This window comes from uncultured Pseudacidovorax sp., from assembly GCF_913773995.1.
GTDB lineage: Bacteria > Pseudomonadota > Gammaproteobacteria > Burkholderiales > Burkholderiaceae_C > Xenophilus.
In genome coordinates this window covers 51,922-72,231 of record NZ_CAJYES010000153.1, presented here as the reverse complement: position 1 = coordinate 72,231, position 20,310 = coordinate 51,922, and the positions used below count along the sequence as shown (strand labels likewise).

Here is a 20,310-nt window from a genome sequence, read left to right as displayed (position 1 = left end):
CATCGCCGCCATCCCGACGACACGGCGACACCGACACACAACCAGAGGAGACAACCATGCAACGCCGAGAACTGCTTGCCGCCGGCCTGGCGGCCCTGCCTGCCTTCGCGCCCTGGCCGGCGCGGGCGCAGACGCCCCTGCGCATCGTCACCACCGACCAGCCCGGCGGCGGCATGGATGCGCTGTTGCGGCCCCTGGCCGACCGCCTGGGCCAGAGCCTGGGCCGACCGGTTCTGGTCGAGAACCGCGCTGGCGCCCAGGGCCGCATCGGCGGACAGGTGGTGGCCAGCAGCCCGCCGGACGGCAACACGCTGCTGGTGACGGTCCAGGCCGGCGTGGTCATCAATCCGCAGGCCTATCCGAGCTGGCCGTACAACACGCTCACCGATCTCATGCCGGTGACGGACATGGGCCGCGGGAGTCTGCTGCTGCTGACCGGCCCGTCGATGCCGGCCAACGACTTCGCGGGTCTGGCCAAATGGTTGCAGGCCCAGCCCAAGGGCAGCGTGAGCTATGGCACCTACAGCCCCGGCACCATCTCGCATTTCGGCGGCGTGCTGCTGGGCAAGTCGCTGGGCGTGGACATGGCGGCGGTGCACTACAAGGCCTCGGGCGATCAGGTGCGCGACATCGCCGGCGGGCAGGTCGCATTGGGCTGGGGCCCGGCTGCCGGTTCGGTCGGGCAGCTGATCAAGGCCGGGCGCCTCAAGGCCATGGCCTATCTGGGCCCCAAGCGCCTGCCGGCCTTTCCCGATGTGCCCACCATCCGGGAACTGGGTCATCCCTCCGTGGAGATGGATGGCTGGATCGGCGTGTTCGCGCCCCGCGGCACGCCTTCCGACGCGGTCGCACACCTCCAGCAGGAGATCGCCCGCGCCATCGCCGCGCCGCAGATGCGCGACCTGTACCTCAACGTCGGCTTTGCGCCGGGTGGCGCGCCGCCGGCCGAATTCGCGCAGCTGGTCAAGTCGGACTGGCAGCGCTTCGGCGAGACGATCCGGATGATGGATTACCGGCCCGAGTGAGTGGCGCGCCCGCGGCGCGCTCCTGCCGAGCACAAGCCCGATTGATCGCGGCAGGCCCCCGGTTTCAGCCCTCCCCGGTCCTCTGCCGCTCAGGCCAGCGGCGCGGGCGCCGGCGGCATTGCCGCTACCACCGGCGTGACCAGCGGCAGGCCCGCGCGCTTGAAGTCCTCCAGCATGGTGAAGAGCAGGTCGCTCTTCACCCCGCCGGCCACGCGCGGGCTGTTGACGTAGGCGATGGCCTGGAAAATCAGCATGCCGTTCTCGATGCCCTCGAGCGACACCGGCACCGTCGGTGTCGGCAGGATGGACGGATGGGCCGCGCAGGCCGCCAGCATCAGCTCGCGCACATGGCGTGCATCACTGGCCAGCGGCATCGGCAGGCGGATCAGCACGCGGCCTTCGGCATTGGCCAGCGTCATGTTGCGCACGGTCTTGGTGATGAACTCCGAGTTGGGCACGATCACGGTGGAGCGGTCGGCCAGCTGGATCTCGGTGGCGCGCACATTGATGCGCCGCACGTCGCCCTCGGTGGTGCCCAGCACCACCCAGTCGCCCACCTTCACCGGCCGCTCGGCCAGCAGGATCAGGCCCGAGATGAAGTTCTGCACGATGGCCTGCAGGCCGAAGCCGATGCCCACCGACAGGGCGCTGGCGATCCAGGCGATACGGTTGATGCCGATGCCCAGCGCCGACAGCGCCATCGCCACCACCAGCACGCCGCCCGCATAGCCCAGCAGCGTGGTGAGCGAGCTGCGCATGCCGGGCTCCAGGCCCGAGGCCGGGAAGTAGCGCGTGTCCAGCCAGACGCGTAGCACCCGCAGGGCGATGAAGCCGGCCACCAGCACCGCCAGCGCGCTGAACAGCGCGGCGGGCACGAACTGGAATTCGCCCACCTGCAGGCCGCTGCCGAACTGGCCCGAGCGTTGCACCACCTCTTCAGGGCCCGTGCCCAACGGCGCCATCAGCGTGATGACGAGGTAGAAGAACAGCGCCAGCCGCAGCACGCCCGACAGCAGCACCGCGGCCTGGTCCAGCCGCGTGGGCTGCAGGCCGAAGCTGGCCGCCAGCCGCTGCCCGGTGGCGCTGCGCGCCGCGAGCAGCGCCATGCACAGGTCGTCGACGAACTTGAACAGCACGTAGAAGGCACAGCCCACGATGCCGGTCCAGATCAGCTGGCTGGCCACCAGGCTGGCCAGCGCCACGTAGCCGCTGACGAGCAGCGCCACGACGGCCAGCAGCACCACGCCGACGAGCCCGCGCAGCAGGCCCACCCACACGGGGCGGATCGTCTGGGTAGGCGAGGGGCCGTCGCCGGCATCCGCACTTCCGCCGGCGTCGGTCCCGGACCCGACCTGCGCGTCGCCGCCGCCGCCGGTGGCCGCCGGACGCAGCCGGAACATCAGCAGCGCCACCAGCAGCGTCAGGGCGGCGGCCGTGGCCGCCTGGGTCGCCTGCAGGGCTGCATAGCTGGCTTCGACCAGCGCATTCACCTGCGCCGGAATCCACACCAGCGCGCCGACGATGGCGACCAGCAGCGGAAAGGGCCGCAGCCGCAGCGCCATGGCGTCCGCGATGGGCGGCAGCCGCCAGGAGCGCCGCGCATTGGCCAGCAGGGCGCGGCCCAGGCTGAGCACGAAGGTCATGAACAGCGCGACGCCGATCAGCTCCTTGATCAGTTCCCGCGCCGCCTCACCGAGCAGTTGCCGGTCCTCCAGCAACCCGCGAAAGCCATGCAGGGCCAGCGCCACCAGCAGCATGTTCACGAAGACCACGGCGATCACCAGCAACGATCGCCGCAGCCTTCCACCGGGCAGGGCGCGCTGCGCCAGCGCCACCAGGCCGCGCTCGGCCAGCATGTTGCCCAGCGTGATGAGCAGCAGCACCAGAGCCAGGGCGCCCAGTACCACGCCACGGTTCGCGGGCGACAGCGCTGCGGCGGCGGCCGTGCGCAGTTCGTCCAGCAGCGGCGCAAGCCGGTCGCGGTCGTCCGGCCACGCGCCCGCGATGGCGCGCCAGAAGACGGGCGACAGCGGCGAGGCGGTGCGTTCGGTCAGCCGCGCCTCGAAGTCCTGGCGGCGCTTGTTCAGCAGTTCGGTCGCGCGCTGCTGGGCATCGACCACCACCAGCCGCGCCAGGCGGATGTCGGCATCGACGCCATTGCGCTCGCGCGTGAGCGTGGCGCGCTGGCGGGTGATGTCGGGGTCTTCGGTGGTCCCGGCCGCCGGCGCCGGTCCGAGCTCACCCAGGCGCGCATTCAGGTCGTTGAGCTGGCCCGTGCGCAGGTCGATCAGCTTCTGCGCCGCGGTGCCGATGGCATCGACCTGGCGCACCAGCAGGCGGGCCTCCTCGCTCGTCTCGGCCGACTTGGGCAGGGCGGTGAGCTGGGATCGCAGCGTGGCGATGTCGGCCGGCGCATCGGCCTGCGTGGCCTGGGTCCCGGCGCCGGCAGCCGGCTGAGCCCAGGCCGAGGGCAGGTGGGACAGGCCCGTCCACAAGGCCAGCCAGAGGGCAAACAGGAAGAGAAGACGCGGAGTCGGGCGCATCCGCTGGATCATAGGCAGCGCGGTCTGCCGGGCCTGTCGGCCGGCGCTGGCAGCGTGGGCCGCCGCACGCAACGCCCTCCAGAGGCCGAAAGCTTTCAAGCGCGCATGGGCGCCAGACGATCAGGCGGTCAGCCCGCCGGCGAGAACAGGTCGACCCGGTCCGTGATGATGCCGTCGATGCCCAGGTCGATGAGCCGCTGCGCCGCCCATTCGTCGTTCACCGTGTAGCTCAGTTGCCGGAAGCCGGCGGCGCGGGCGTCGGCCACGGTCTGCGCATCCCAAAGCGCGTGGTTGCAGACGATGGCCACGCAGCCGAGCTGGCGGGCGATGTCCAGCCAGTCGCCGCGCATGGCGTCGAGCAGCAGGGCCCGCGGCAAGGCAGGAGCCGCATCGCGTGCAGCCGCGAGCGCATCGGGGCGGAAGGAGCTGAGCAGTGGCGGCACGGCCGCGTCCGTCCACAGCCGCGCGGCCTCGCGCGCGACTGTGGCACCGGTCTCAGCGTCGGTCCCGGGCGTGGGCTTGATCTCGATGTTGAGCAGATGGCCGTTCGCCAGGCAGAAGCGCGCCAGCGCGGCCAGCGTGGGCAGCGGCTCGCCGGCGTAGCGGCGCGAATGCCAGCGGCCCGCGTCCAGCTGCGACAGCGCGGCCCACGGCTGATCGCCGCCGATGCCGGGCATGCCGGTGGTGCGCGTCAGCGTGGCGTCGTGCATCAGGAAGACCACGCCATCCTGGCTGAGCTTGGCATCGCACTCGAACATGCGGTAGCCGTATTCCGCGCCGAGGCGGAAGGCGGCCAGCGTGTTCTCGGGCGCGAGCCTGCCGGCGCCGCGGTGGGCGATCCAGCGGGGATAGGGCCAGGGATGCAGGATGTTCATGACTTACCTTGGAGTTCACTCAGCAAGCCGCGAGGCGGCATGGGGGTGTCACTCCAATCTTTTTCCGGAACCGGCATCGAACCAGTGCAGCCGCTCTTCACTCGCGCCCAGTCGCAGCGTGTCGCCGACCTTGGGCGCAGGCTTGTCGGCATCGGTGCGCATCACGATCTGCTCGTCGCCGATGCGGCCATAGACCAGTCGCTCGGCGCCCAGCAGTTCGACCTGTTCGACGTTCACGGTCCAGCCCGAATCATGCGGCGCGATGTGCTCGGGGCGGATGCCCAGGATCTTGCCGCTCGGCACGCCCGGCGCGTTCTTCAGCAGGTTCATGGGCGGCGAGCCGATGAAGCTGGCCACGAAGGTGGTGGCGGGGCGGTGGTAGACCTCTTCGGGCGTGGCGAACTGGTCCATCACGCCGCCGTTCATCACGATGATGCGCTGGGCCAGCGTCATGGCCTCGACCTGGTCGTGGGTCACGAACAGCGAGGTGATGCCCAGTTCGCGGTGCAGCTTCTGGATCTCCAGTCGGGTCTGGGCGCGCAGTTTGGCGTCCAGGTTCGAGAGCGGCTCGTCGAACAGGAAGACCTGCGGCTGGCGCACGATGGCGCGGCCCATGGCCACGCGCTGGCGCTGGCCGCCCGACAGCTCGCGCGGCTTGCGCTCCAGCAGGTGGCCCAGTTCGAGGATCTTGGCCGCCTTGTCCACCCGGGTCTTGATCTCGTCCTTCGGCACGCCCTGGATGCGCAATCCGTAGGCCATGTTGTCGAAGTTGGTCATGTGAGGGTAGAGCGCGTAGTTCTGGAACACCATCGCGATGTCCCGCTTGGCCGGTTCCACGTCGTTCACCACCCGCCCGCCGATGGCGATCTCGCCGGCGGAGATCTCCTCCAGCCCCGCCACCATGCGCAGCAGCGTGGACTTGCCGCAGCCCGAAGGCCCCACGATGACGACGAACTCGCCATCCCGGATATCGGCCGAGACGCCATGGATGACCTGATTGGCCTTGGCACCCTTGCCGTAGCGCTTGATGACGTTGCGAAGGGAAATACCGGACATAAAAGAACTGGAAATAGGTTGCGACGTTGGGGGTGGCCCGCTGCAGGCGGGAGACACCACGGAACCGGCTCCGCCGAGCCGTCGGTGTCGCCCCCTTGAGGGGGGATTCGGCTACACGAAGTGAGCAAGAAACGGGGGTGGGCTCATTTCTCGGTGTCGACCAGGCCCTTGACGAACCATTTCTGCATCAGCACCACCACCACGGCCGGCGGCAGCAGCGCCAGGATGGCCGTCGCCATGATGATGTTCCAGTCGTTGGCCGCGTCGCCGCTGGCGATCATCCGCTTGATGCCGATCACGACCGGGTACATGTCCTCGGTGGTGGTGGCCAGCAGCGGCCAGAGGTACTGGTTCCAGCCGTAGATGAACTGGATGACGAACAGGGCTGCGATCGAGGTCTGCGACAGCGGCACCAGCACATCCTTGAAGAAGCGCATCGGTCCCGCGCCATCGATGCGTGCCGCCTCCACCAGTTCGTCCGGCACTGACAGAAAGAACTGCCGGAACAGGAAGGTGGCCGTGGCCGAGGCAATCAGCGGCACCGTCAGGCCCGCGTAGGTGTTGAGCATGTTCAGGTCCGACAGGACCTTGTACGTGGGCAGGATGCGCACCTCCACCGGCAGCATCAGCGTCACGAAGATCATCCAGAAGACGAGCTTCTTGAATGGGAAGCGGAAGTACACGATGGCAAAGGCCGACAACAGCGAGATGGCGATCTTGCCGATGGCGATCACCAGCGCCGTGACCAAGCTGACCCACATCATGCGTCCGACCGCCGCCTTGGAGCCCTGCGTCTCGGCGGTGCCGGTGAGGGCGGCGGTGTAGTTCTCCACCAGGTGCCTGCCGGGCGTGAGCGGCATGGGCACCTGCACGATCTCGTCGCGTGTGTGGGTCGAGGCCACGAAGGCCAGGTAGATCGGGAAGGCGATGACCAGGATGCCCAGCAGGAGCACCACATGCGAAAGGACCGTCAGGCCGGGGCGTCGTTCAACCATGGGGTGATTCGATCAGTACTGGACTTTTTTCTCGACGTAGCGGAACTGCACCACCGTCAACGCAACGACGATCAGCATCAGCACCACCGACTGAGCGGCCGAGCCGCCGAGGTCCAGCGCGCGGAAGCCGTCGTGCCAGACCTTGTAGACCAGGATGGCCGTGTCTCGCCCCGGGCCGCCCTCGGTGGTGGCATGCACCAGCGCGAAGGTGTCGAAGAAGGCGTAGACCACGTTGATCACCAGGAGGAAGAAGGTGGTGGGCGACAGCAGCGGGAACTGGATGGTCCAGAAGCGCCGCAGCGGCCCGGCGCCGTCGATGGAAGCCGCCTCGATCAGCGCCTTGGGAATGGACTGCAGGCCGGCCAGGAAGAACAGGAAGTTGTACGAGATCTGCTTCCACACCGCCGCCACCACGATCAAGGTGAGCGCCTGGTTGGAGTTGATCAGGTGGTTCCAGTCGTAGCCCATCTTGCGCAGGCCGTAGGCCACCACGCCGATGGAGGGCGAGAACATGAACACCCACAGCACGCCCGCAATGGCCGGTGCCACGGCATAGGGAATGATGAGAAAGGTCTTGTACGCCAGCGCCCCGCGCAGGATGCGGTCGGCAAAGATGGCCAGCACCAGCGACAGCGCGATGCCGCAGCCGGCCACCAGCACCGAGAAGATGGCCGTGACCTTGAAGGACTCGATGTAGGCCGGGTCCTGGAACAGGTGCTGGAAGTTCTCCAGCCCCACGAAGACGGTCGATGTGCCGAAGGCGTCCTCGCTCTGCATCGACTGCAGCACCGCCTGGCTGGCGGGCCAGAAGAAGAAGACCAGGATCACCGCCATCTGCGGCGCGATGAGCACCCAGGGCAGCCAGGAGGATCGGAAGAGGACGCGTTTTTCCATGGGGCTCTGAAAACGAAAACGCCCGGCTGGCGTCAGCGCGGGCGTGCGAGTCTACTGCGGCGTCAGCTTGCCGGCAGCTTGGCCGCCCGCCCGGCCGGGCAAGCAGGCAGGGGCCGCTGGCGCGCCGCGAACCGCGCGGTGGGCATCAGCTCCGGTTCGCCTTCTGGAAGCGCTCCAGCTGCTCGTTGCCACGTTGCACCGCGGCGTCCAGGGCCTCCTTGGCGCTCTTCTTGCCCGACCAGATCTGCTCGGTTTCCTCGTCGATGATGGTGCGGATCTGCACGAAGTTGCCCAGGCGGATGCCGCGCGACTTGTCGGTGGTCTTGCGGATCATCTGCGTCACGGCCACATCGGTGCCCGGCTTCTCCTTGTAGAAGCCCGACTTCTCGGTCAGCTCATAGGCGGCCAGGGTGATCGGCAGGTAGCCGGTGCGCTTGTGGCTGGCCGATTGCACGTCGGCGTTGGACAGGAACTTGAAGAAGTCCGCCACGCCCTTGTACTCGGCGGGCTTCTTGCCGGCCATGACCCACAGGCTGGCGCCGCCGATCACGGTGTTCTGCGGCGAACCTTCGACGTCGGGGTAGTAGGGCAGGGTCGAGAGGCCATAGGCGAACTTGGCGTCCTTGGCCACGCGGGCGTACAGGCCCGACGAGCCGGTCATCATGGCGCATTCACCTGCCGGGAAGGCGGCGTCCGGCACGTTGCCGCGGCCCTTGTAGACGAACAGGCCCTGCTTGGCCATGTTGGCCAGGTTCTCGAAGTGGCGTACGTGCAGCGGCGAATTGAAGGCCAGGCGCGCATCGGTGCCGCCGAAGCCGTTGTTGCGCGTCGCGAACAGCGTGTTGTGCCAGGTCGAGAAGCTCTCCAGCTGCGTCCAGCTGATCCAGCTGGTGGTGAAGGGGCACTTGTGGCCGCTGGCCTTGAGCTTCGCGGCGGCGGCGACGACCTCGGGCCAGGTCTTGGGCGCCTTCTCGGGGTCGAGGCCGGCCGCCTTGAAGGCGTCCTTGTTGTAGTAGAAGATGGTCGTCGAGCTGTTGAAGGGCAGGCTCAGCATCTGGCCGTTGGGGGCCGTGTAGTAGCCGGCCACGGCAGGGATGTAGGCCTTCGGGTCGAAGCTCACGCCGCTTTCCTTCATCACCTCGGCCACCGGCTTGATCGCGGCCTTGGAGGCCATCATGGTGGCGGTGCCCACTTCGAAGACCTGCAGGATGTGCGGCGCATTGCCCGAGCGGAAGGCGGCGATGGCGGCCGTCATCGACTCGTCATAGGTGCCCTTGAAGGTGGGGACGACCTTGTATTCCTTCTGACTTTCGTTGTACTGCTTGGCGAGGTCATTGACCCACTCGCCCAGCGGGCCGCTCATGGCGTGCCACCACTGGATCTCGGTCTGTGCGTGCGCCGGAACGGCGGCCATGACGGCCACGGTGGCGGCTGCAGCAAGTTGCGTGAATCGCATGAAGACTCCTGGATGCGAATTACAAAAGTGAAGAGACTATGGCTGTTCTGTGACAGCAAGACGGCGGGTTGTCGCATGGCAGGCGGTGACTGCTCAAGCGGGGAAACCCTTTTTGCGGCCGGGGCGGGCCGGCCGCGCTGCGGCGGTGCAGCAGGCTTGAACCATACTCGACCGTTTTGACAAACGTGTTGATGCCGGGCATGACGAAGACCACCTCGCTGGACAAGGCCAAGATCAAGTTCCTGTTGCTGGAAGGCATCCATCCTTCCGCGGTCGAACTGCTGCAGGCCTCCGGCTATACCCAGGTGGAGACGCTGCCGGGCGCCCTGGAGGGCGAGGAGCTCAAGGCTCGGTTGGCGGACGTGCACTTCCTGGGCATCCGCTCGCGCACGCAGCTCACGGCCGAGGTGTTCGCGGCCGCGCCCAAGCTGGTGGCCGTGGGCGCCTTCTGCATCGGCACCAACCAGATCGACCTGGACGCGGCGCGCGAGCATGGCGTGGCCGTGTTCAACGCACCGTACTCCAACACCCGCTCGGTGGCCGAGCTGGTGCTGGCCGAGGCCATCCTGCTGCTGCGCGGGGTGCCCGAGAAGAACGCCGCCGCCCACCGCGGCGGCTGGCTCAAGACGGCCGAGAACGCCTTCGAGATCCGTGGCAAGACGCTGGGCATCGTGGGCTACGGCTCCATCGGCGCGCAGCTGTCGGTGCTGGCCGAGGCGCTGGGCATGCATGTGGTCTTCCACGACGTGGTGGCCAAGCTGCCGCTGGGCAATGCGCGCCAGGCCCGCAGCCTGGACGAGCTGCTGGCCCAGTCCGACATCGTGAGCCTGCATGTGCCCGAGCTGCCTTCCACGCAATGGATGATCGGCGAGGCCGAGCTCGCCACCATGAAGCCGGGCGCCATCCTCATCAATGCCTCGCGCGGCACGGTGGTGGTCATCGAGGCGCTGGCCGCCGCGCTGCGCGAGCGCCGGCTGCTGGGCGCCGCCATCGACGTCTTCCCCAAGGAACCCAAGAGCAACAAGGACGAGTTCCAGTCGCCGCTGCGCGGGCTGGACAACGTGATCCTTACGCCGCACATCGGCGGCTCGACCATGGAGGCCCAGGCCAACATCGGCGTCGAGGTGGCCGAGAAGCTGGTGCGCTACAGCGACAACGGCACCACCACGCGTTCGGTCAACTTCCCGGAGGTGGCGCTGCCCGCACATCCGGGCAAGCACCGGCTGCTGCACATCCACCGCAACGTGCCGGGCGTGCTGTCGGCGGTGAACCAGGTCTTTGCCGACCACCACATCAACATCGCCGCGCAGTACCTGCAGACCAACGACAAGGTCGGCTACGTGGTGACCGACGTGGACGCTGCCTCGTCCGACGTGGCGCACGAGGCGCTGGCCAAGGTGCCGGGGACGATCAAGAGCCGGGTGCTGTTCTAGTCACGGCTGCGCGGCCTGCCCTGGCGTGAGCCCCCGGGCCTCTCGGGGCCCGCATGCCACGCCGTCAAAGCCGCGGCTGATGGCCTGTTTGCCGCGGGTGGCCGTACGATGGCGCCCCTTGTCATTGCCGGGAGCGTCCATGCCGCTTCGAGTCGTTCAGCTGGGATCGCCGCGTGCCGCCGACGAAGGCACGCGCATCGGAACCGTCCGCCGCCCGCCTCGGGGTGTGCCCAAGGCGGCCTTTGCGTCGGGCAACTGGTACGACGTCTGGTTCCCGGTCCTGGCGCCCTCGGCCGACACCATGAAGCAGGGGCGCGAGGCCGAGACGCCGCAGCAATGGTCCGCCTTCGTCCGTAAATTCAAGGCTGAACTGAACACGCCGGAGGCCCAGCAGTCGCTCGACCTGCTGGCCGTCCTGTCGCGCAACGCCAGCCTGTCCGTGGGCTGCTATTGCGAGCATGAGGGCCGCTGCCATCGCTCGGTCCTGCGCGAACTGCTCGCCGCCCGCGGCGCGGTGTTCGCGAACGACGACAGGGCCTGAAAATCCGTTGCCCGCGACCGTCGCTTCCTTCCCCAGTCCCATGCCACGCATCGATCACGTCGCCTTTTGGGTGAACGACCTGGACGCCATGTGCGCCTTCTATTCGGAGGCCTTCGGCGGACAGCCTGGGCCGCTGTACCAGAACCTCACGAAGGGATTCGCGTCCCGCTTCGTGGTCTTCGAAGACGGCGCGCGCATCGAGTTCATGACCACAACCACCCTCGCGCCCATTGCGTCCGCACCTGGCAGCCAGCGCATGGGGCTCACCCATCTGGCCATGGCCGTGGGCAGCGAGGCCCGGGTCGACGCGCTGACCCGGGAGCTACAGCGTCGTGGCTCGCCGTTGCTCGATGGCCCGAGGCGTACGGGCGACGGCTACTACGAAAGCGTCGTGCTCGACCCCGAGGGCAACCGGATCGAGATCACCGTTTAGCGCGCTCGGCGGGCCGGCTGCGGCCGCCATGGGCCTGTCCGAGCGCTGCCACAAGGGCCCCGACTAAAATCCGCCCCCCGGTTCAAGGGCGCGAGGCGCCCTGCCGTGGCGCCTTCCCCCGATGAATGCCCCGACCGCGCTCAATGCGCTGCTGTCGCAGGCCGCCGAGCCGGCGCGTCTGCGCGAGATTCCGTACAACTACACCAGCTTCTCCGACCGCGAGATCGTGATCCGCCTGCTCGGCAGCCGGGCCTGGGAGCTGCTGCAGAGCCTGCGCGACGAGCGCCGCACGGGCCGCTCCGCCCGCATGCTGTACGAGGTGCTGGGCGACATCTGGGTGGTGCAGCGCAACCCGTACCTGGTCGACGACCTGCTGGACAACCCGCGCCGCCGCGGCCAGCTGGTCGAGGCCTTGCGCCACCGCCTGGCCGAGGTGCAGCGCCGCCGAACGCCGCAAGACGATGCGCAGCGCGATGCCCTGGTCGGCGAGCTGCTGACGCTGGTGCAGCAGGCCATCGACGGCTTCTCCGCCCATTTCGACGAACTGGCGACCCTGCGCCAGAAGGCCCAGCGCGTGCTGCGCCGCTGCACCGCGCGCGACAACATCAAGTTCGATGGTCTCTCGCGCGTGGCCCACGTGACCGACGCCACCGACTGGCGGGTCGAATACCCCTTCGTCGTGCTGGTGCCTGACACCGAGGCCGAGATGGCCGCGCTGGTGGCCGCTTGCATCGAACTGGGCCTGACCATCATCCCGCGCGGCGGCGGCACCGGCTACACCGGCGGCGCCATTCCGCTGACCTGGAAGAGCGTGGTGATCAACACCGAGAAGCTCGAAGCCATGACCGAGGTCGAGATGGTGAGCCTGCCCGGCGTCGAAGGCGCGGTGCCCACCCTCTGGACCGAGGCCGGCGTGGTCACGCAGCGCGTGGCCGATGCGGCCGAACGCGCGGGCTTCGTCTTCGCGGTCGATCCGACCTCGGCCGAGGCCTCCTGCGTGGGCGGCAACGTGGCCATGAACGCCGGCGGCAAGAAGGCCGTGCTGTGGGGCACGGCGCTGGACAACCTGGCCTCCTGGCGCATGGTGACGCCGCAGGCCGAGTGGCTCGAAGTCACGCGCCTGGGCCACAACCTGGGCAAGATTCACGACGTCGACAGCGCCGTCTTCGAGCTGCAGTATTTCGCAGCCGACGGCAGGACGCCGCTGCGCACCGAGCGGCTGGAGATCCCCGGCCGCACCTTCCGCAAGGAAGGCCTGGGCAAAGACGTCACCGACAAGTTCCTGGCTGGTCTGCCCGGCATCCAGAAGGAGGGCTGCGACGGCCTGATCACCAGCTGCCGCTGGGTGGTGCACCGCATGCCGGCGCACACCCGCACCGTCTGCCTGGAGTTCTTCGGCAATGCCAAGGACGCCGTGCCCTCGATCGTCGAGATCAAGGACTTCATGTTCGCCGAGCAGAAGCGCAGTGGCGTGCTGCTGGCGGGCCTGGAGCACCTGGACGACCGCTACCTGAAGGCCGTGGGCTACGCCACCAAGAGCAAGAAGCACGGCGGCGGCCTGCCCAAGATGGTGCTGTTCGGCGACATCAGCGGCGACGATGCCGATGCGGTGGCCCGCGTCACCAGCGAGGTGGTGCGCATCGCCAACTCGCGCTCGGGCGAAGGCTTCATCGCCATCAGCCCCGAGGCGCGCAAGAAGTTCTGGCTGGATCGCAAGCGCACCGCCGCCATCAGCCGCCACACCAACGCCTTCAAGATCAACGAGGACGTGGTGATCCCGCTGCCGCGGATGGCCGAGTACACCGACGGCATCGAGCGCATCAACATCGAGCTGTCGCTGCGCAACAAGATCCGGCTCACGCACGAGCTGGAAGCCTTCCTCTCGCGCGGCAATCTGCCGCTGGGCAAGAGCGACGATGCGCACGAGATTCCCGCCGCCGAGCTGCTGGAAGGTCGCGTGCAGCAGGCCGTGGCCCTGGTGCGCGAGGTGCGCGGCCGCTGGCAGAGCTGGTTGGGCGACGTGGAAGCGCTGTTCCCGCAACTGCAGGACCATTCGCTGCGCGCCAGCTGGAAGACCGAGATCCGCGCCCCGCTGACCAAGATCTTCGGTGGCAGCGAATTCGCGCCGATCCTGGCCGAGTGCGAGGCCATCCACAAGCGCGTGCTCAAGGGCCGTGTTTGGGTGGCGCTGCACATGCATGCCGGCGACGGCAACGTGCACACCAACATCCCCGTCAACAGCGACGACTACGAGATGCTGCAGACGGCCCACGAGGCCGTGGAGCGCATCATGAAGCTCGCGCGCAGCCTGGACGGCGTGATCTCGGGCGAGCACGGCATCGGCATCACCAAGCTGGAGTTCCTGTCGGACGAAGAGCTGGCGCCCTTTGCGCGGTACAAGCAGCAGGTCGATCCGGAAGGCCGCTTCAACAAGGGCAAGCTGCTGCGCGGCGATGCGGCGCCGGCCGACGCCCGCCATGCCGACCTGACCAATGCCTACACGCCCAGCTTCGGGCTGATGGGGCACGAGTCGATCATCATGCAGCAGTCCGACATCGGCGCCATCGCCGACTCGGTCAAGGACTGCCTGCGCTGCGGCAAGTGCAAGCCGGTGTGCGCCACGCATGTGCCGCGCGCCAACCTGCTCTACAGCCCGCGCAACAAGATCCTCGCCACCTCGTTGCTGGTGGAAGCCTTCCTGTACGAGGAGCAGACGCGCCGCGGCGTGTCGATCCAGCACTGGCAGGAGTTCGAGGACGTGGCCGACCACTGCACTGTCTGCCACAAGTGCCTGACGCCCTGCCCGGTAAAGATCGACTTCGGCGACGTGTCGATGAACATGCGCAACCTGCTGCGCAAGATGGGCCAGAAGAGCTTCCGGCCCGGCAACGCCGCGGCCATGTTCTTCCTGAACGCGACCAATCCGTCGACCATCAAGGCGATGCGCACGGGCATGGTCGAAGTGGGCTTCAAGGCCCAGCGCCTGGCCAACGACCTGCTGCGGCCCGCTGCCAAGAAGCAGACCGCGCATCCGCCCGCCAGCCTGGGCGCGGCGCCGATCAAGGAACAGGTCATCCACTTCGTCAACAAGAAGATGCCGGGCGGCCTGCCCAAGAAGACGGCGCGCGCGCTGCTGGACATCGAGGACGCCGACTACGTCCCGATCATCCGCGATCCCAAGGCCACGACGCCCGAGACCGAGGCGGTCTTCTACTTCCCGGGCTGCGGCTCGGAGCGGCTGTTCTCGCAGGTCGGCCTGGCGACGCAGGCCATGCTGTGGCACGCCGGCGTGCAGACCGTGCTGCCGCCGGGCTACCTGTGCTGCGGCTTTCCGCAGCGCGGCTCGGGCCAGTTCGACAAGGCCGAGCAGATGATCACCGACAACCGGGTGCTGTTCCACCGCGTCGCCAACACGCTCAACTACCTTGACATCAAGACCGTGGTGGTGAGCTGCGGCACCTGCTACGACCAGCTGCAGGGCTACCAGTTCGACAAGATCTTCCCCGGCTGCCGGATCATCGACATCCACGAATACCTGCTGGAGAAGGGCATCAAGCTGGAGGCCAACGCCGCCGCCTACCTCTACCACGACCCCTGCCACACGCCCATGAAGCTGCAGGACCCGATGAAGACGGTCAAGTCGCTGGTCGGCGACCAGGTGCTCAAGAGCGACCGTTGCTGTGGCGAGTCGGGCACGCTGGGCGTGACGCGGCCCGACATCTCCACGCAGATCCGCTTCCGCAAGGAAGAGGAGCTGAAGAAGGGCGAGGCCGCGCTGCGCGCCACCCATGCGCTGCCGGCGCAGGGCGACGTGAAGATCCTCACCAGCTGCCCCAGCTGCCTGCAGGGCCTGTCGCGCTACGGCAATGACCTGAACAACGGCCTGCTCGAGGCCGACTACATCGTGGTCGAGATGGCGCGCCGCATCCTGGGTGAGAACTGGATGCCTGAGTACGTGTCGGCCGCCAATGCGGGTGGGATCGAGCGGGTGCTGGTGTGAGTGCGGTCGCTGGCTGCCCGCTGTGTACCGAGCCGGGTGGCCGTGTGGTCGCCCAGGGCGCACAGTGGCGCGTCATCCATGCGCAGGAGGCGGGCTTTCCGGCCTTCTACCGCGTGGTCTGGACGGCGCACGTGGCGGAGTTCTCCGACCTGTCCGACGACGAGCGTGCCGAGTGCATGCGCGTGGTGGCGGCGGTGGAGCGTGTGCTGCGCGATGCGCTGGCGCCCGCCAAGATGAACGTGGCCACGCTGGGCAATATGGTCCCGCACCTGCACTGGCATGTGATCGCGCGCTTCGACTGGGACAGCCACTTTCCCTCGCCCGTGTGGGCCGAGGCCCGCCGGGCGCGCGACATGGCGCGCGAACAGGACGTTCAGGCCCGCCTGCCTGCGGCGGAGTCGGCCATGGTGGCCGCGCTCGCGCGCCGTTGATCTTGATGAGCAAGGAATCTTTCGCATGGCAGGCTTGACGCCCGGCGCACCGACGCCCGAATCCATCACCCTGCATGCGCAGTCGCGCGTGCTGGAGGTGGGCTTTTCCGATGGCGCGGTGTTCCGCATCCCCTACGAACTGCTGCGCATCAGCTCGCCCTCGGCCGAGGTGAAAGGTCATGGGCCCGGGCAGGAGATCCTGCAGACCGGCAAGCGCGAGGTCGAGATCGTCGATCTGCAACTGGTGGGCCACTATGCCGTGCAGCCGCTCTTCAGTGACGGGCACGAGAGCGGCATCTACTCCTGGGACCTGCTCTATGACCTGGGCGCACGCCAGGCCGAGCACTGGGCCGAGTACGAGCGTCGCATCACCGAGACCGGGGCCGACCGCGACGCGCCCATGCCCAAGTCGGGCCCCTCCACCTGCAGCCCCTCCTGAGTTCGAGGGGGCATCGCGCGCTGCGCGAATGTCCGCCGCCTGTCAAGGGTCGTCGGCCGGAAGGCCGGGCGATCCGCCTAACATCAGAGCCATGAGTTCCACCCACTTCGGTTTCGAGACCGTCGACGAAAGCGACAAGGCGCGCCGCGTGCGCGGCGTGTTCGATTCCGTGGCCCCGCGCTACGACCTGATGAACGACCTCATGTCCATGGGCCTGCACCGGGCATGGAAGGCGTACACCGTGATGGTCGCGAACGTGCACGAAGGCTCCAAGGTGCTGGACATCGCCGGCGGTACGGGCGACCTCGCGCTGGCCTTCGCCAAGAAGGTCGGCCGCAGCGGCCAGGTGGTGCACACCGACATCAACGAGGCCATGCTGCGCACCGGCCGTGAGCGCCTGCTCGATGCCGGCGTGGTGCTCCCCACCACAGTCTGCGATGCCGAGAAGCTGCCCTTTCCCGACAACCATTTCGACGTCGTCACCGTGGCCTTCGGCCTGCGCAACATGACGCACAAGGACGCGGCGCTCAAAGAGATGAATCGCGTGCTGCGTCCGCGCGGCAAGCTGCTGGTACTGGAGTTTTCTCAGGTGGCTCAGCCTCTGCGCAAGGCCTACGACTGGTATTCCTTCAACGTGCTGCCGCGCCTGGGCAAAGCGGTGGCAGGCGACGACGCCAGCTACCGCTACCTTGCCGAGTCCATCCGGATGCATCCGGATCAGGAGTCGCTCAAGACCCTCATGAAAGAGGGCGGTTTCGGACATGTGGACTATCACAACATGACGGGAGGCGTGGTGGCCCTGCATGTTGGAATCAAGTGTTGAGGGGCTGACCGGCCCGGCCGCATTCCATGGGGCCGTCAGGTGCAAGGGGAGTAGCGTGCTCGCTATTCACACAACAAGAGAACTACGAGTCGATCTGAAACTGATGTTTCGAATCCGGAAGGAGACTGGACGATGAAGCGAAATTTGTGGGCCGTGCTGCTGGTGTGTGCGTCGATGGCCGTCGTGAGCCTGGACGCCGATGCCAAGCGCATGGGCGGGGGCAAGTCGATGGGGCGGCAGTCCAACAACGTGACGCAGCGTGAGGCCGCGCCGACGGCCGCACCGGGCGCCCCCACCCAGAACGCGACCAACGCGGCGCCCGCCGCCAGGCCGGGGACGCCGGCCGGCGCGGCGCAGGCAGCGCCCAAGCGGCCCTGGGCCGGCATCCTGGGTGGCATCGCAGCCGGCCTGGGCTTGGCCTGGTTGGCCAATTCGCTGGGCCTGGGTGCTGCCTTCGGCAACTTCCTGCTGATCGCGCTGCTGGTCCTTGGCGCCGTGGTGATCTGGCGCGTGCTGAGCAACCGCTCGCGCGGCGCCGCTGGCCAACTGGCTATGCAGGGCGCCGGTGCAGCCGGTTCGCCGAGCATGTCGCGCAGCTACAGCCCCAACAACGTCGGCAATGACGCGTCGGCCCGTCCGTGGGAGCGTCAGCAGACGGCTTTCGATGGCTCTGCCGCGGGTGGCAACGCAGGGTCGGCTTCGACCCTGGCCGGCGCGACCGGTGTGAGCATCGGCTCTGCGCTCCAAGGGGCTCAGGGCTGGGGGGTGCCGGACGGCTTCGACGTCGACGGTTTCCTTGCAGCGGCCAAGCGCAACTTCGTGACGCTGCAGCATGCCTGGGACCGTGCGGACATTCCGGCTCTGCGTTCCATGATGACAGACAGCATGGTCGAAGAGATCCGCACCCAACTGGAGGAGCGCGAGCGCAGCTCCGGCGGCCGTCCCAACAGGACGGAAGTGGTGATGCTCGACGCCAAGCTGCTGGGCATCGAGGAGATGCCCGACGTGTACCTCGCCAGCGTGGAGTTCTCGGGCATGATCCGCGAGGACGACTCGGCCGGCCCCAGCCCCTTCCGCGAGGTCTGGAACATGAGCAAGCCTGCCCACGGTGGCGGCTGGCTCGTGGCCGGTGTGCAGGCGCTCCAATAAGGCGCATTGGCCCGTCGGACGGGCCCGGGTTTCTGCATCGGCAGGGGCCCGTCACCAGATAATGGGGACATGGTCACACCATCGTCCCCATTTGCTTTTGTGGAATCGCTGTTCGAGCGCATCGGCGAGCGCCTTCAGCCGCCGGCCTGGGCCATCCACGAAGTCCAGCACCGCGCCGTGCTCTTCCTGAACCATGTGCTGCAGCAGGAGCCCGAAGCGCAGGATCGTCTGGCAAGGCAGAAGGGGCGGGTGGTGCTCTTCCGTTGGCGCAACCTGCACATGCGTCTCGTCGCCACGCCGGCCGGCCTGCTCGACCTGGCGCCCGATTCGGCCCTGCCTGATCTGACGCTGACCGTCGCCGAAACCTCGCCCTTCGCCCTGGCCGGCGCCCAACTGCGCGGCGACAAGCCCAAGGTCGAGATCGAAGGGGATGTGCAGCTGGCCGCTGAGGTCAACTGGCTGGTCGACCATGTGCGCTGGGACGTTGAGGACGATCTCGCGCGCCTGATCGGCGACGCGCCGGCCCATGCCGTCGGCAATGCGGCCCGCAAGGTGGCGGGCGCGCTGCGCCAGTTCGTGGACCGCGCCGCACGGCCGCGGTCTCCCGGCGGCAGCGCCGAATGAGGCGCATCGCCCGCGGCTTCTTCATCGTCTGGGTCGCACTGCGCTACGGCCTGGACGAGCTCGTCCTCACCAGCTTTCACAACCCGCTGCTGCGCCGTCTGGCGCGCATCCTGACCCTGGGCCGGCGCCTGGAGGCGCCGCGCGGCCAGCGCCTGCGCGAGGCGCTGGAGAGCCTGGGCCCGATCTTCGTCAAGTTCGGCCAGGTGCTGTCCACGCGGCGCGACCTGCTGCCGCCCGACATCGCCGACGAACTGGCTTGGTTGCAGGACCGCGTGCCGCCTTTCGATTCGGCCATCGCGGTCGCCACGATCGAGCGCGCCTTCCGCCGGCCGATCTCCGAGATCTTCGAGCAGTTCGACACCACGCCGGTGGCGAGCGCCTCCATCGCGCAGGTGCATTTCGCCACCCTGCGCCTGCCCGACGGCAGCCTGCGCGAAGTCGCCGTCAAGGTGCTGCGCCCGGGCATGCGCAAGGTCATCGACAAGGACCTGGAACTGATGGCCATGATGGCCGGCTGGGTCGAGGGCCTGTCGGCCGACGGCAAGCGGCTGAAGCCGCGGCAGGTGGTGGCCGAGTTCGACAAGTACCTGCACGACGAACTGGATCTGGTGCGCGAGGCGGCCAATGCTGCCCAGCTGCGCCGCAACATGGCCAAGCTCGACATGCTGCTGATCCCCGAGATGTTCTGGGACTGGTGCCATCCTGAAGTGATGGTGATGGAGCGCATGAAGGGCGTGCCCATCGCCCAGCTCGACCGCATCCGCGCGGCGGGCGTGGACATCAAGAAGCTGGCGCGCGATGGCGTGACCATCTTCTTCACCCAGGTCTTCCGCGACGGCTTCTTCCACGGCGACATGCACCCGGGCAACATCCAGGTGAGCCTGGCGCCTGAGACCTTTGGCCGCTACATCGCGCTGGACTTCGGCATCGTCGGCACGCTCACCGAGTCCGACAAGGAATACCTGGCGCAGAACTTCGCCGCCTTCTTCCGCCGCGACTACAAGCGTGTGGCCGAACTCCACCTGGAAAGCGGCTGGGTGCCACCCGGCACGCGCATCGACGAGCTGGAGGCCGCGATCCGCACGGTGTGCGAGCCCTACTTCGACCGGCCGCTGCGCCAGATCTCACTGGGCATGGTGCTGATGCGCCTGTTCCAGACCTCGCGCCGCTTCCACGTCGAGATCCAGCCGCAGCTGGTGCTGCTGCAGAAGACGCTGCTCAACATCGAAGGCCTGGGCCGCCAGCTCGACCCCGAACTCGACCTGTGGGCTACCGCCAAGCCCTTCCTGGAAAAGTGGATGGCCGACCAGATCGGTCCGCGCAAGCTATGGGAGCAGCTGCGCGCCGAGGGTCCGCGCTACGCCAAGCTGCTGCCGCAGTTGCCGCGCCTGCTGCACGACTACCTGGAGCGACGCCCAGCGGACGACCGTCGCGAGCTGCAGGAGCTGCTGGCCGCGCACAAGCGCACCCACCGGCTGCTCCAGGCCGTAATCTGGGGTGGCACGGGTTTTGTATTGGGCGTGCTGGTCATGCAGGTGCTGCCGCGGCTGCACTGGCTCTGAGCGATTTCCCTTTCGTCTTCCGGTTCCAACA

At 67.9% G+C, this 20,310-nt stretch carries 17 protein-coding genes; 11 read left to right on the top strand and 6 right to left on the bottom strand.

Annotated elements, in window-relative coordinates:
- Positions 1–56 precede the first annotated feature (56 nt).
- The gene (locus tag QZ772_RS14500) at positions 57–1,025 is read left to right on the top strand and encodes a tripartite tricarboxylate transporter substrate binding protein (RefSeq protein WP_295527525.1); all 969 of its coding nucleotides are present in this window, start codon (positions 57–59) and stop codon (positions 1,023–1,025) included.
- Positions 1,026–1,114: 89 nt separating this feature from the next.
- On the opposite strand, the gene QZ772_RS14495 is transcribed toward QZ772_RS14500, so the two are convergent.
- The 6 genes from QZ772_RS14495 to ugpB form a co-directional block, all read right to left on the bottom strand.
- The gene (locus QZ772_RS14495) at positions 1,115–3,568 is read right to left on the bottom strand and encodes a DUF3772 domain-containing protein (RefSeq protein WP_295527523.1); all 2,454 of its coding nucleotides are present in this window, start codon (positions 3,566–3,568) and stop codon (positions 1,115–1,117) included.
- A gap of 128 nt (positions 3,569–3,696) precedes the next feature.
- The gene (ugpQ, locus tag QZ772_RS14490) at positions 3,697–4,443 is read right to left on the bottom strand and encodes a glycerophosphodiester phosphodiesterase (RefSeq protein WP_295527520.1); all 747 of its coding nucleotides are present in this window, start codon (positions 4,441–4,443) and stop codon (positions 3,697–3,699) included.
- Positions 4,444–4,491: 48 nt separating this feature from the next.
- Positions 4,492–5,499: a sn-glycerol-3-phosphate import ATP-binding protein UgpC gene (locus QZ772_RS14485; RefSeq protein WP_114802837.1), complete on the bottom strand. Its 1,008-nt coding sequence runs from the start codon at positions 5,497–5,499 to the stop codon at positions 4,492–4,494.
- Positions 5,500–5,642: 143 nt separating this feature from the next.
- On the bottom strand, positions 5,643–6,494 hold the full coding sequence (ugpE, locus tag QZ772_RS14480) for a sn-glycerol-3-phosphate ABC transporter permease UgpE (RefSeq protein ID WP_295527516.1): 852 nt from the start codon (positions 6,492–6,494) through the stop codon (positions 5,643–5,645).
- Between the two features lie 12 nt (positions 6,495–6,506).
- On the bottom strand, positions 6,507–7,388 hold the full coding sequence (ugpA, locus tag QZ772_RS14475; RefSeq protein ID WP_294376932.1) for a sn-glycerol-3-phosphate ABC transporter permease UgpA: 882 nt from the start codon (positions 7,386–7,388) through the stop codon (positions 6,507–6,509).
- Positions 7,389–7,533: 145 nt separating this feature from the next.
- A complete protein-coding gene (gene ugpB / locus QZ772_RS14470; protein WP_114802835.1) occupies positions 7,534–8,844 on the bottom strand; it encodes a sn-glycerol-3-phosphate ABC transporter substrate-binding protein UgpB in 1,311 nt (436 codons plus the stop codon).
- A gap of 200 nt (positions 8,845–9,044) precedes the next feature.
- Between ugpB and serA the strand changes: the two genes are divergently transcribed.
- From serA to ubiB, 10 genes are all read left to right on the top strand, one after another.
- Positions 9,045–10,277, top strand: coding sequence for a phosphoglycerate dehydrogenase (serA, locus tag QZ772_RS14465; RefSeq protein WP_295527512.1), 1,233 nt, complete (start codon positions 9,045–9,047; stop codon positions 10,275–10,277).
- 139 nt (positions 10,278–10,416) lie between these two features.
- On the top strand, positions 10,417–10,818 hold the full coding sequence (locus tag QZ772_RS14460; RefSeq protein ID WP_295527509.1) for a DUF488 domain-containing protein: 402 nt from the start codon (positions 10,417–10,419) through the stop codon (positions 10,816–10,818).
- A 40-nt stretch (positions 10,819–10,858) separates the two neighbouring features.
- The gene (locus QZ772_RS14455) at positions 10,859–11,251 is read left to right on the top strand and encodes a VOC family protein (protein WP_295527505.1); all 393 of its coding nucleotides are present in this window, start codon (positions 10,859–10,861) and stop codon (positions 11,249–11,251) included.
- A 121-nt stretch (positions 11,252–11,372) separates the two neighbouring features.
- The gene (locus tag QZ772_RS14450) at positions 11,373–15,251 is read left to right on the top strand and encodes an FAD/FMN-binding oxidoreductase (protein ID WP_295527502.1); all 3,879 of its coding nucleotides are present in this window, start codon (positions 11,373–11,375) and stop codon (positions 15,249–15,251) included.
- Complete coding sequence (locus tag QZ772_RS14445; RefSeq protein WP_295527499.1) at positions 15,248–15,682, top strand: HIT family protein; 435 nt, start codon at positions 15,248–15,250, stop codon at positions 15,680–15,682. The genes QZ772_RS14450 and QZ772_RS14445 overlap by 4 nt, the downstream gene beginning before the upstream one ends.
- A gap of 25 nt (positions 15,683–15,707) precedes the next feature.
- A complete protein-coding gene (locus tag QZ772_RS14440; RefSeq protein ID WP_295527497.1) occupies positions 15,708–16,121 on the top strand; it encodes a DUF971 domain-containing protein in 414 nt (137 codons plus the stop codon).
- Positions 16,122–16,212: 91 nt separating this feature from the next.
- The gene (gene ubiE / locus QZ772_RS14435) at positions 16,213–16,944 is read left to right on the top strand and encodes a bifunctional demethylmenaquinone methyltransferase/2-methoxy-6-polyprenyl-1,4-benzoquinol methylase UbiE (protein ID WP_295527494.1); all 732 of its coding nucleotides are present in this window, start codon (positions 16,213–16,215) and stop codon (positions 16,942–16,944) included.
- Positions 16,945–17,076: 132 nt separating this feature from the next.
- Positions 17,077–18,093 (top strand): TIM44-like domain-containing protein, encoded by a 1,017-nt coding sequence (locus QZ772_RS14430; protein ID WP_295527492.1) that lies wholly within the window; start codon positions 17,077–17,079, stop codon positions 18,091–18,093.
- A 69-nt stretch (positions 18,094–18,162) separates the two neighbouring features.
- A complete protein-coding gene (locus QZ772_RS14425; RefSeq protein WP_295527490.1) occupies positions 18,163–18,717 on the top strand; it encodes an SCP2 sterol-binding domain-containing protein in 555 nt (184 codons plus the stop codon).
- Positions 18,714–20,279 (top strand): ubiquinone biosynthesis regulatory protein kinase UbiB, encoded by a 1,566-nt coding sequence (ubiB, locus tag QZ772_RS14420; protein WP_295527487.1) that lies wholly within the window; start codon positions 18,714–18,716, stop codon positions 20,277–20,279. Before QZ772_RS14425 ends, ubiB begins: the two co-directional genes overlap by 4 nt.
- The last annotated feature ends 31 nt before the right edge of the window (positions 20,280–20,310 follow it).